Consider the following 12500-nt stretch of genomic DNA (forward strand, 5'->3'; position numbering starts at 1 on the left):
CGGCCCAGGCCGGTCCCGCAGCCGCGTCCAGGGAAGCTCGTCTCCCCTGGGCACCTCACCGACAACCTCCCGGGAAACCAATGCTCATGCCTTTTCATCGACAATTCATCACCCTGTGGGCCGCGCTCGCGCTGCTGCTGTCCCTGTCCGGCTGCGGCAACGGCTCGGGAAGCGCCGTGGCAGTCAGCGGCAACCAAGCACCCACCGACCTCTCCGGCATCGCCGCCACCGGTAAACCGTTCCTGGGAACCGTCTATCTGAGCGATGCGGCCTCCCCCCCCCGTACGGCGGAGGCCCCTGCGAACCCGGATGGAAGCTTTTCGTTTCCGGCCGCAACACTCATCGGGTTCACCCCTCCGTACCTCCTGAAGGTCGTTTCGGTCTCCGGGAAGGACGACCCGTCCGCCGCAGCCCTCTACAGCATCGCAACCGGCCCGGGGACGGCCAACATCAATCCCATCACCACCGCCGCCGTGGCCGCGGCCTCGGGCGCGGCCGACCTGGCCGGGCTTTTCCAGCTTTTTGCCTCCCACGATGCGTTCGACCCGGTCACTCACGCAACCACCGGCGCGCGGCTCTCCCTTGTCGCGGCAGGTTTTCCCCATGCCCTGTCTGATGTGGTGAGCTCCCTGAATCAGCTCCTGGCACCGTTCGGCGCCGCCCAGGACGACCCGTTGGGAGGTTTTTACGCGGTCAACGGCCAGGGGCTGGATGGCTTTTTGGACCAGACCACCTTCACCATTTCCGGTGGAAACCTCACCGTCAACGCAGCCAGCCAGGGCCCTAACCTCTTTACCGGCTCGCTGCAGGACGTCGTCCACGGCAGCGTCCAGACCGGGATCCTCACCCCCCCGGACGGCACCCTTCCCGGTAACGCGGTCCTCACCCTTGCGGTGCGGGGTCAGCTTCCCAGCCAAAGCTCCATCCACTACGCCTCGCTCACCCTGCAGCTTCCCCCGGGGTTCACCGTCGTCGAAGACTCGCAGGCGACCTTGGCCGGGGCGTCGGTGCCCAACACGGCGCTGCCGATCGAGGGGGCGCTCCAGTCGAACATCTACCCAGCACCGCTTCTTTCGGCGGCCAACAACCAGCTCAGCCTCAACGTCACCACGCTGGGCGGCTTCGGGACCGGCAACTTCCTCCAGATACGCTGCGTGGCGAGTTCCGCATTGCTGCTCACCACCCGGGCGGCCGATTTCTCCATCCTCACGGCCACCATCTACTCGGATATCTACAAAAACAAGCGGATCAAAGGGCTGAGCGTCATCCCGGTTTCCCTGGTCTTCCCGAGCCACGAGGGAAAAGGGCTCTTTGCCGCGCGCTGTGCCTCCTGCCACAGCCTCGATCCCGCCGACACCTCGGCGACCGGTCTTTACGGCAAGGCGGCCGAGGTCGCCGCCACCCTTGCCACGACGCATCACCAGGTCACCCTTTCCGGGACCGCGCCGAGCTACCTTTTCGAGTACCTCACCGCCGTCACCTACGGTTGGCAGGTCTACTAACGTTCTTCCCAAGCAAAACAAGGAGCAGATGATGAAAAAGATGATGATGGCAACCATCCTCGCCGCGTGCCTGGCCTCCGGGACCGCCTACGCCTCGAGCAACGACGGCAAGATCGGCACCGTCGACCTGCAGCGGGCCGTTTCCGAAAGCAAGGAGGGAATCGCCGCCCGCGCCGGCCTGCAGAAAAAGGCCGAGGTTCTCAACGCTGAGCTGCGGGTGCTCGTCGCAGAGGTTGAAAAGCTGAAAACCGAGCTGGAGAAGGGGAGCGACAAGCTCTCTGCCGACGAGCGGGCTGAAAAGGGGAGACTGCTGCAGAAGAGGGCACGCGATCTGCAGAACCGGCAGCGGGAGGCCCAGGAAGAGCTCAAACAGGTGGAAAGCGATTACCTGAAGAAGATCCTTGCCAAATTCGGGGTCATTCTGACGAAGATCGGCGAGGAGGAAAGCTACACCGCAATCCTGGACCGCAACAACGGGGTTTACTATGCGGGAAAGGATGCCGACGTCACCGCGCAGCTCGTGGAGCGTGCGGACCAGGATTACCAGAAGAAGTAGCACCCGGCCGGCCAGGGGCTAAGGGGCTGGGGAATCCTGCAAGGGAATCCCCAGCCCCATTTTTTTCACTCGTTCTCAGGGCCGATCCCGGGAACGAGTTTTTTTCCGGAAAAAAGAAAACCCCCTTCCGGACCGACGGGAAACGGTCGCGAGGAAGGGGGTCGTTGGTTGCTGGTTCGGGAAAGGATTCGCTAGGCCACCAGGCGCTGCGCGGATCCCGATCCGGGGTTGAGAATCGTGCTGTAGCTCTCGGATTGACGGGGCCCCTGGCTCAGGGTGTAGTCGCGTGCCGTAGCTCCCATCTGCGCCAGGCATTCCCGATCCCGGATCAACCCCAGGATCGCCTCCAGAAGCCCGATGGAACTCCCGGCGGGGAAAACCGCTCCGGTTTCTCCGTCGACCATCAGTTCCCGCGGTCCCCCCGCATCGGACACGACTACCGCGATGCCGGAAGCCTGGGCTTCCAGGACAACATTCCCAAAGGTGTCGGTGGCGCTCGGAAAGACGAAGAGGTCGGCAGAGGCATAGGCGCGATGCAGTTCCTCCCCTTGCAGGTACCCGGTGAAGACCGCCGGGTAACCCCGGAGTTCGACCTCCATCTCTTCGCGGTACGGCCCGTCCCCGATGACGGCCAAGGCCACGTTTTCGCCGCCGATCACCAGGTCGCGGAAGACGCCGGCCAGAAGTTCCAGCGACTTTTCCCGGGAAACCCGGCCGACGTAGAGCAGCGTGGTCGCGGCAGGGAGCCCTTTTCTCTCCCAGAACCCCGGCACCTTGTGCCCCGGGGTGAAGAGCTCGGTATCCACCCAGCGGGGCAGCGGCTTCATCTTCTCCAGCGCCAGGCCGTGCGAAAGGAGTTGCTCGCGGGTACCCGACGAGGGGATCAGCACCTCGCCCATCTGGCTGTAAAACCAGATCATGTAGCTCCAGGCCGCCCCTTCCAGGAACTCGTCGTTGGTGAGGCTTCGGACGTACTGCGGAATGTCGGTGTGGTAGGTCCCGGCGACGGGGATGTCCATCATCTTGCCGATGAGAAGCCCGAGCAGACCGACGGTACCGGGGGTGCTGACGTGGATCTGGGTGATCCCCTGCTTTTCGACGAAGTCCATCACGTCCAGGATCGGTGGGAAGCTCAGCTTCAGCTCGGGGTACTCGGGAAGGACGAAATCCCCGACCGCGGGAAACTGCCGCACCCCTTCCCGTTCCGGAGTATCGCCGCTGGCACAGGTGATGACGGTAAGATCGACCCCGCGGTCGCGCGCCGTCCGGATCAGCCTTCTGATGGTCATGGCGACGCCGTTGATGTCGTCGAGGGTATCGGTGAAGAGGGCGATCCTTTCGGCACCCGGTCCCGGCACGGCTTGCGGGAGCAGGTGCGAGAGGTCGCGGATCAGCTCCTTTCCCTTGTGCTGATGATGAAAGGCCAGGTAGTAGGGGGTGATAAGCAGGTGCACCAGCCCGATGGTCCCGACCGTGTTGAGATAGTCGAAAAAGCCGGCGTTGAGCGGCAGGGTCATGAGCCGCTTGCAATAGCGGTAGAAGATCCGGTTGGTGAGGCGGCTGGTCACCGCGAAGATCTTGCGGTTCAGGTCCATCTCCCTGACTTCGGCCAAAAAGGAGGCGTCGTTCAAAAGCTGGCGCGCCTCGGCGTCCAGGATCCGCTCGAAACTGGTCTCCTGCAGCGCGGAAGGCTCGGGGAGGTTTTTCCTGATGAAGAGCCTCAGCTTGTCGATGAGGGAGCTGCGGTCGCTCCCCAGGTTGAAGAAGCGGTCCAGAAGCGCCGAGGCAAAGGGGGTGGAACTGCGGCGCCGGTCGCCGAAGCGCTCCTTGTAGAAGCTGTGGGCAATGCCGTAGAGGCTGTGCGCCATGGTGAGCGGCCCGCCATCGCTGCCGGCGGCGGCGGTTTCCCCCGCCCGCACCGCGGCGATGAAATCCTCGACCGTGGCCGCGCCTGCCACCTCGGTGTGGGCCCGGGCGATGAAGAGACTGCCGTGGTCGTCGGAGCCTCCCACCATCCCCTTGCGGTACGGGGTCGCCCCTACCGGCTCCAGCCGGTGGCGCTCGGCCAGGCTAGAGATCAGCTCGGGAGTGACCGAGCCCACGAGCTGCCGGGTGAAGTCGTTGAACCGCGCGGCCCGGCAGCCGTTTCTCACTTCGAAGGTGTTGAAAAGGAGGAGGCACTTCTCGATGACTTCGGCGGTCAGCTTGTCGTTTTGGGCATAGAGCGGATGGGCGAGAAAGTGCGCGATGCGCTCCCGGTTCAGGTAGCCCACCAGATCGTAGACGTTCTTCCTCAGATACATGATCTCCTGGAATTCCCGGTTCGAAATCCCGAGGACCACCACGTGGAGCTTGCAGCCGTTTTCCGGGAAGTGAGCGGTGATCTCGGCGCTGACGAAGGTTCCCGGCAGGTGCATGATCTCCAAGGCACCGGAGATGGAATTGTGGTCGGTGATGGTGACGTAATCCATCCCCCGTTCCTTGGCGATACGGTAGAGGTGCTGCGGAGAGGTGTAGCTCTCCGGGCAGTTGACCTTGCGCATCGCCCAGTAGGTCGGCTTGTTGGAGTGGCTGGAATGAACGTGCAGATCGGCTCGATACGTTTTCATGCGGCAACGGTAGCACCGCCGTATGTAGATTGCGTTAAGGGTAGGTAATAGGTTTGTGGAGGAGGTTTTTCTCAGCGGGAAATGAGGCTGCCCACCCCCAGGACCCGGCCGAAGTCCCAAAGAGACCGGAAGAAAGGATCGAAGCGCTCCCGGCGCACCTGCTCCTCTTCCCGCTCCCAGAAAAAGAGCCGGGAGACCGGGAAGAGATAGCCGAAACCATAGGCGGTAAAACTGGGGCGGCGTTGGGACAGAAGCGCCGAGGCATAACGGTAGCGCCCCTCCTCGACCCGCACCAAAAACAGGGCCCGGTGACGCAGGACCGCAGCCTCAGCCAGGAGGTCCCCAACCCGTTTCGGATCTCCCGACCCGAAGCGAACCTCCCGCTCGGCGAGCAGGGCCTCCAGGGTCGCCGCCCGGTGCCGGGCGCGCAGCGCCCCCACCCGAAGTGCCGTCGCCACCTCCCGGGCCAGCGCCAGCCCCGGTTCCGCGCCCCTGCTTTTCGCTGCCTGCTCCACCCGGTGATCGATCCGGTCGCAGAGCAGGGTCATCGCGGCGCCGTAGGCTTCCAAGCCCCGCACCGCCTCCCGCAGTTCCCCGGCCCGCGCCGCACCGTCCCGCCCGAGAACCGCCTGAAGCGGGAACCCCGGGTCCGGCTGGAAGGGTTGCGAAAGCAGCGGCGGAAGCTCCGAGAACGGGGCCAGCGCCGCCAGGTAGCGCTGCAGCCCCCGCCCCTTGAGGAAGTCCTGCTGCAGGGACAAGGCCTCAGCGAAAAGCCGCGCGGCCGGCGGATCACCCACCAGATCGGCAAACGGGCCCAAGGGAGTGGCTGCCGCAAGCGTATCGCCCCCCCTCCCCCCGGCGGTCCCGTTACGGTACTCCCAGGACCAACGCGCAATGCTCCAGTCGACCAGCCAGTACCCCCATTCCCACCCGGTGGAAAAGGTGAGATGGCCGCTGACGCCGATCCGCTCCATCTCCCTGATATCGTGCAGGCGACTGGGGAGGTAGGTGAGGAGCAGCAGCGGCACCGGCGAGTCGTAGCAGACCCAGTACGACGACTCCGGCCAGAACCAGGTTTCCCGGCGGGCGTTCTCCCGGCGCGCCGCGGCCAGCATGGGCTGCTGGTTCCGGTTCCCGTAGACCGGCGCCACCGGCTCGGAAACGGAGTAATCCATGACGGTATGGATGAGGATCCCGCTTTGGGACAGCTGGGGGCGCCGCTGGGTGCCGATCTCCTCCGCGGCGATAACGTGGGTCGCGTAGAATAGCCGCGCCCGGTAGCGGTTTTGCACCGCTTCCTCGAAATGGCGCTGGACGCCGGGGAGGAGCCTGCCGAGCAAGGGAAGGTGCTCTCCCATGGTCGCATCGAGGGTGACGAAATCCCAAGGGACCTGAAAGAGCCAGGCGAGGGTGCGGTCGACCTGGGTCCGGTAGCAAGGATAGGGACGGAGCAGGGTAAGCGCCTGAAAGGCTTGCTGCTGCAGCATGGAAAGCGAGAGTTCGATGCCGCAGGAGATGCCCCGGCTCTGGGCGTAGGTGACGATCCTGCGGGCAAACGAGGGCCAGCGTTCCCGATCCACCTCCCGCAGGAGGAAGAACTGGAAGCTGTTCTGTCCGTTTCGCGCGAGCCAATCCAGGTACTCGGCGACGTCTTCGAAGGCGCCGGGGCGAAGCGGGTCGTGGAGCTGCTCGGCGAGCTCGATCGGATGGAGGGTATGCAGGTGAAAGCCCCGGTGGTCGAAGCGCGGGCGGCCGGAAAAGCCCCCCCGCAGCGGGAGCGGCCAGCGGCGATGCGCCGGGAACACCGTCTGGCGGGGGTGCAGGAACCGGTAGCCGAGTCGCTCCTGCAAAAGGGCATAGACCCCGGCGGCGACCGCTTCGGGGGTTGCCGCTTGAAGCTCACAGAGCCGCTGCGCGCCGCGGCAGCTCCACCGCCACGAGAAGTCGCATCGAGGGGCGTGAAGGGTGGGATAGGGACGGGGCGCCCGGCTTTGGCTGGGAGGTGCCGTGCTTTCGCACCGGAGCTTGAGCAGCACGTCGGCGCCCTGCGGCTGGTTCACGGTAACGGTGCTGCCGGGAAATCCCCTGGTGAGAAGCGACGCGGCGTCGACGGTCATGAGCCGGACCGGCGCTTTTTCCAACAGGGGGGCGGAAACCTCGAGGTCAATCCTCAGGCCCCTCCCCAGCACCGAACCGGGGAGCCCCAGGAGCAGGACGCAGACCAGGCCGAGGCTAAGCACCAGCCGCTTGCATGAAAAAGGGGTCGACGTGATGGTGGGGACTCCGATCAGGAAAAAGGTGGTATGCGCCAAGTGAACGCGGTCACCGTAGCAGGTGAATGTAACAGCCGTGCCACGGCGTAAAGTTCCTTTTACCTTTCCGGGGAGCGGCTTCGGCGCCGCAAAGGGTATAACTTCGCTGCCGTCGTCGCTTTTCGCTACTTGGGGAGGATTTCTAAGACGTAGATCACGATCTCGATGACGATGAGGACGATGATGATCATCTCCAGTTGGAAGCCACGGCGGGCGTGGCTGAGCGTCGAGAAGACATCGGTTATGTCCAGGAGGGTCTCGGACTTGTGCCGGATCTCCAGGTAACGCTGATTGAGTTCGAACAGGTTCGCCATGGTTACGTAAAACCGGTCCGCCTCCTGGTTGTCCCAGGTGATCTCCGGCTTGTCGAGGATCATTACGTAGGCGATGGAGCGGTACTTGAAGTTCAGAATCTCCGCGGCGGACTTGGCCAGCCGTTTCAGCGGGAGATTCAGGTTGCCGTCCCGGAGCCGCGCGATCAGCCCTTCCATCTCGTCGAAGACCTTGTCCACCTGGTCTTCGATCCGCTCCAGCGCCACGGACTTGGCAAGGACAAACGCGACGATATCCACGAAGGCCGAGTCGAAACGGGGGACGGACGCTCCCTCGTTGGAAATTTCCTGCGCCTTCCCCGCCCCGATTCGCAGCGAATACCGGTCCTGGTGGCGAACCGCGGCAAACTCGCGGAAGGCGTCGATGACTGCGGACATCCGGAGGGCGAAGCTGGCGATCACCGGGTCGGGGCAGTCCAGGAAAACGACCCCGCCGAAATTGTAAAGATACACCTGCCCCGTCTCGGCCCGCTCGGCGGCCGGTTTCATGGTTGCCGGGTCCAGGACCATCGGTTCCTCCCAGCGGAACTTCCGGCTCAGGCCGAGATGGGCACCGAGCTTGTTGAGGTCCACCTCCCCTGCCAGGGCAAACGCTTGGAACTGACGTTGGGTCACCTCGCCTACCTCCTCTGCCTTGTGCCGTTGGTTCCAGTGGGTGCTGCACCTGCGCCGAACTCTCAGTCAAAGAAGAACTATGATCCAGGCGGACTTATTGTCAACGGCAGCGAATGTTACAAAAATGTGAACATGTAAAGAAACAGTTGAGATGGAGGCGTCGCAAACGTATACTCAGCGGTGAGCTGACAGGAACCAGCTTGCACCTTTGCCACTCTGGAGCATCGCATTTGCTTTCCATTCAGTCAGTACCGGTGGGCTGTGACACCGGGCTATTCAACCAATGGGAAGTCAAAGCGAACCGTCGTAGGGTAATGAGAGTACGGCCCGGGAGACATGATGGTTCAGCTAGATAAAACAGCGGGGGAGTTAGCAAAAAGGTTCTTCTTGATCCATTTTTCCCGGGAGGATTATTCCGGGGTAACCTGCCGCGATTGCGCCGATTTCCGAACCGGCCAGTGCGCCGGCAAAGAGTACCAGGGCCGCCAGTGCTTCCAGTGCATGGAGCGGCACGCCCGGGAGTCGCACGATTTGCGGCCGGATTGAGCGGCGCCGCTCCAACGGCGGGTGCGGCACGAAGGAGGGCAGATGGCCCAGGTTATCGGCGTGGTTCAGGTCAAAGGCGGGGTCGGACGATCGACCATAGCCACCAACCTGGCCGCGGTTTTGTCGCTCAAGCAGCCGACGGTGCTGATCGACTGCGACCTCCCGCAGGGAACCAGCGCCTCGTGGTTCACCTTGCGCCGGTCCGAGTTGGAGCCGAAGCACCTCACCCTGGCGACCGCCTCGGATCATCGGGAGCTGGTGCAGTTGGTCCGGGAGCTTTCCGAACGGCACCGCTACCTGGTGATCGACGCACCGCCGCGCCTGGCCGAGATGACCCGGGCGGTCATGGTGCTGAGCACCCTGGCCCTGGTCCCGTTGGGGGCGAGTGCCGTCGAGATCTGGTCGACCCAGGACCTGCTCAAAACGGTCGAGGAGGCGCGTCGGTTCCGTCCCGACATCGACGTGCGCCTGGTCTGGAACCGGTTCCGGGCGCGGACCCGGGAAGGGATCGAGGTGAGCGAAGCGGCGCACCGGGAACTGGGGCTCAAGGAGCTGGCGACCCGCCTTGGCTACCGGGTCTCCTACAGCGAAGCGTTGGCGCGGGGGCTTTCTGCGGACGAATGGCTGGACCCGGTGGCACGTGCCGAGGTGTTGGCGCTGGCCGCCGAGGTGAAGGGAATATTGAAAGGGAAGGCAAAATGACGCGAGCCAAGAGCAAGGCCCCCATCCACAAGCCGGCCTTCGAGGTGGATGACATCCTTCGGTTCGCCGAAGGGGAAAACGGGGCGGGAGAGGGAAAAGGGGCCCCGCGCACCACCCTCACCCTCACTCTCAAAACGGAAGTATGCGAGCTGCTCCAGGCCGAGGCCGCCCGGAAGGAGAAATCGGTGGACCGGATCGTGGAAAGGCTGGTCGCCAAGCACCTGGGCAAACACTAGCCCCGCCCGGGCGCCTGCCTCAGGATCCCCTTGGCCCACTGGACCAGGTCCAAAAGGGCAAAGGTCACCGCCTGCACCGTGTAGCGCGTCGGCGGGTACTTGGGATTTGCGTAGGGGGTATGGGCGCCGTTGTCGCTGGAGACCTTGTAGACCAGTTCGGAAAACCGGTCGATCACCTTGTAGCGCTCGATGACTCCGCGCTCGGCAAGGTGCTTGTAAACCCCCACCACGTTCACCTCGCTTGCCACCAGGTGTCCCGGAATCAACGCCGGGTCGGCCTGCTGCAGCACGATGTAGATCCGCTCCTGCACCCTGCGCAGCGCGCTCAGGGTGTTCTTGATCACCGTGAGATCGCCGCTCTCCATGTTCATCAGGGCGCAGATCAGCTCCCGCTCCGTCTCCCCCCCGAAGGCCTCGGCCACCCCCTCGAACACCTCGCGGTACCGGTTAACGATTTTCAGCCAGTCGAGCTTCTGGGCCTCATCCACCAGGTGGGCCAGCATCGCCGTCTCGTCGCGCCCTTTGGAATAGACCCGGAGGGTCCCCGCGTAGAGGTCGCTCAGGTTGCGGTAGAGATCGGCCTCCCCGGTCAGTACCACGAGCGGCAGATGGGGCGCCCGCTCCCCGAAAAACTTGATGGCGGCGCTGAGAAAGCTGTTGTCGGGGACCTCCTGATCCCGCTCCTTCAGGCACTTGCCGTCCAGGATGATCCCGACCACCCCCTGCCCCTGCGGGGCGGCAAACAGCTCCTTTCCCTCCTCCAGGCTGCGCGCGTGGCACAGCCGGAGCGAACAGCGCTGGGCGTCGCGGAAAAGGGATTCCACATAAGGTGTCGAGTCGTCGATGATCAAAACCGGCAGCAGCGGGGTACGGTTCATTCAGCAGCTCCCTCCTTTGGGCAGGATGATCCGGAAATGGAGCGGGTGGTGATCGCGGATGATCTCGAAGCTGCCGTGGTGCGCCTCCACCATCTTCCCGATCCAGGCCCCCCCCAGCCCGTCGCCGGGAGAGTCGCTGCTCTTTTTGCCATAGGAGAGAAAATCCTTGGCCGAGAGGTTGGCCGGAAAGGGTTTGCCGTTGTTGGTGTAATCGATGCGCACCGTACGGCGGGTCTCCCGCACCTCGAAAACGAGCTCCGGCTCGCGATCCAGTCCGGCAAAGCCGTGCATCTCGGCGTTACGCACCAGGTTGTTGATCGCCTCGACGAAGGAGGCCCGGTGCACGCGGGCCGTGAGCTGTTCCCGCCCCAGCACCCTGACCCGGAGCCGTCCGGCATACAGGGGGGCCACCTCCCTGAGCAAAAGCGGAACCAGCGCCGCGGGGCCGAATTCCTCGGCGCGTATCTGCTGGGTCACCAACTGCTTGGTGTTCTCCAGGATGGCCCCGATCTGGTCCAGACTCAAAAGCGCCTTCTCCAGCGCCTCGCCGACGGTCTCCAGGCTCCCGTCCAGCCGCAGCGCCAGCGCCTCGGCACCGATCCCCCGTTCGGCGAGGAAATCCCGCACCGCCGCGATCGGAGAACGGGCGATCTGCAGGTTGGGCCGGACGTTGTGGCTCAGGTGCCCGAGGATGGCGAACTCCCCCTCCTTTTTCTCGTCGAGAAGGCGGGTGTGAATCTGCCGGGAAAGGAGATCGGAAAAGGCCTCCAGGGCGATGGCGGCCGCGATCCCGGCCACGACCAGGACCGAAGTGAGGATGATGTGCTCCCGGCGGTAGACCACCACCGACACGGGGATCAGCATCAAGGCCAGGGAAGCGACCGAAAGAAGACGCCGCCGCACCGACCGGACGTAGGTCCAGATCAGGGCCCCTGCCACGATGCTGACCAGGTCGCTCGCCACCGAGGGGGCGGAAGGGGCGTACTCGAAGCGGTTACGGGCCAGAAAAAGGCAGAGCCAGGCGGAACAACGGGCCGTTGTGGCGAGGATGAATTCCAGCAGCGCGCTCTCCTTGAGAAACCAGACGAAGAGGGCGATGGAGGCGCCGATGATGAGATTGGTGCTGAAGGCACGGTTCAGCGAACGTACCATGGCTCCCCCGTCATGATTCGTTCAGGGCCACCAGGCGCAGCGAATAGGTCCCCCCCTTCCCCGAACCGTCCTGGCGCACGATGAGCACGCCGCGCTCGTCGCTCGTCACCCAGCGCCGACAGCGGTTGTTCGGGTCGGAGAAGTCGACGACCTTGCAGAGGATCCTCCTCCCGGCGACGTCCATCTCCTCGCTCCGCACCATACGGAAGTGACGGGTGACCACGGTCGCGTGTTCCATGTCCAAAAGCCGCACCTCGCGCGTCTCCCCTTCCCGTTGCAGTGCGGTCTCCGGACAATCCATGGTGGTGTAGTCGTAACGGCTGCGGGGGACCGCAACCAGACGCACCCCCCCTCCCTCCTCAATCCGGAACCGGAAGGTGTCGCCTTCGAGGGTCGCCTCGACCGAGGTGGCTTTCCCGTTCTCCTCTCCGTGCTTGCGATAGGAAACGGTGCCCTGGCTGGTGACCAGCGCCTCCTCCCGATGGTGACCTTTTCTCTTGAAGAAGATGAAATCGGCATCGATGGCGAGGTTGGAATGAAAGTGGATGGCCCTCCCCCCCTGGTAGGAAACCGGCGCAAGGACGGTCTTCAGCTCCCCCACGGCAAAGCCGCGGCTGGTGAGCTTGTAACGGAAATGCCGCCCCGGCGCAGGCTCGGAAGGGAACACGACCCCCTCAAGCATGGTAAAGAACAGGAGGAGACCAAAAAAGACGGGGATGCTGGATCTTCTGGGCATAGATGAAAGCTCGTGGTGGAACGGGATTGCCCGCCGAACTCGGCAGGGAAAGTGAGGGCCGCACTCCCGGCCCGCGGAACGAGGCGCGACCCCGCAGCGGGGAGGCCTCAGGAACGGCTTGGTAGCCGGGAGATTTGCTTCGAATGGGTAACATCTGATACTGATTATTTACGCACCCAGTGTGGAGACGGTGTGTCATTCCGGTGAATCCTTGGTTACTGAACCAGTCTCGGCAACCGAGATTCCTACGGTGTATTGATTCACACCAATGAGCAAGCATGTCAGCCAGAGACTTTGTTACAACTGTGTAAACTTTTGTGAATC

10 protein-coding genes are annotated in these 12500 nt (G+C 63.8%); 4 read left to right on the top strand and 6 right to left on the bottom strand.

The features are described from left to right. Nucleotides 1–86: 86 nt before the first annotated feature. Nucleotides 87–1502, top strand: a complete 1416-nt coding sequence (locus JFN93_RS06265) for a hypothetical protein (RefSeq protein ID WP_199383139.1) — start codon at nucleotides 87–89, stop codon at nucleotides 1500–1502. A gap of 31 nt (nucleotides 1503–1533) precedes the next feature. Then, on the top strand, nucleotides 1534–2058 hold the full coding sequence (locus JFN93_RS06270; RefSeq protein ID WP_199383140.1) for an OmpH family outer membrane protein: 525 nt from the start codon (nucleotides 1534–1536) through the stop codon (nucleotides 2056–2058). A 191-nt stretch (nucleotides 2059–2249) separates the two neighbouring features. Here the strand turns inward: JFN93_RS06270 and JFN93_RS06275 are convergent, their stop codons facing one another. The 3 genes from JFN93_RS06275 to JFN93_RS06285 form a co-directional block, all read right to left on the bottom strand. Next, on the bottom strand, nucleotides 2250–4667 hold the full coding sequence (locus JFN93_RS06275) for a glycosyltransferase (protein WP_199383141.1): 2418 nt from the start codon (nucleotides 4665–4667) through the stop codon (nucleotides 2250–2252). 71 nt (nucleotides 4668–4738) lie between these two features. After that, entirely contained in the window at nucleotides 4739–6979 is a 2241-nt protein-coding gene (locus JFN93_RS25750; protein WP_268898783.1) for a hypothetical protein, read from the bottom strand. A gap of 125 nt (nucleotides 6980–7104) precedes the next feature. Next, entirely contained in the window at nucleotides 7105–7926 is an 822-nt protein-coding gene (locus tag JFN93_RS06285; protein WP_328753634.1) for an RMD1 family protein, read from the bottom strand. 588 nt (nucleotides 7927–8514) lie between these two features. Between JFN93_RS06285 and JFN93_RS06290 the strand changes: the two genes are divergently transcribed. Further along, nucleotides 8515–9174, top strand: coding sequence for a ParA family protein (locus tag JFN93_RS06290; RefSeq protein WP_199383142.1), 660 nt, complete (start codon nucleotides 8515–8517; stop codon nucleotides 9172–9174). Next, nucleotides 9171–9410, top strand: a complete 240-nt coding sequence (locus tag JFN93_RS06295) for a hypothetical protein (RefSeq protein WP_199383143.1) — start codon at nucleotides 9171–9173, stop codon at nucleotides 9408–9410. The genes JFN93_RS06290 and JFN93_RS06295 overlap by 4 nt, the downstream gene beginning before the upstream one ends. Here JFN93_RS06295 and JFN93_RS06300 read toward each other — a convergent pair. Genes JFN93_RS06300 through JFN93_RS06310 form a run of 3 tightly spaced genes read right to left on the bottom strand, consistent with a single transcriptional unit; the run spans nucleotide 9407 to nucleotide 12176 of the window. After that, complete coding sequence (locus tag JFN93_RS06300) at nucleotides 9407–10288, bottom strand: hypothetical protein (RefSeq protein WP_199383144.1); 882 nt, start codon at nucleotides 10286–10288, stop codon at nucleotides 9407–9409. The two genes, JFN93_RS06295 and JFN93_RS06300, sit on opposite strands and share 4 nt — an antisense overlap. Further along, entirely contained in the window at nucleotides 10289–11440 is a 1152-nt protein-coding gene (locus JFN93_RS06305; protein ID WP_199383145.1) for a sensor histidine kinase, read from the bottom strand. It lies immediately after the preceding gene. Nucleotides 11441–11450: 10 nt separating this feature from the next. Then, nucleotides 11451–12176: a hypothetical protein gene (locus tag JFN93_RS06310; protein ID WP_199383146.1), complete on the bottom strand. Its 726-nt coding sequence runs from the start codon at nucleotides 12174–12176 to the stop codon at nucleotides 11451–11453. Nucleotides 12177–12500 lie beyond the last annotated feature (324 nt).

The sequence above is a fragment of the Geomesophilobacter sediminis genome, assembly GCF_016458275.1.
Classification (GTDB): domain Bacteria; phylum Desulfobacterota; class Desulfuromonadia; order Geobacterales; family Geobacteraceae; genus Geomesophilobacter; species Geomesophilobacter sediminis.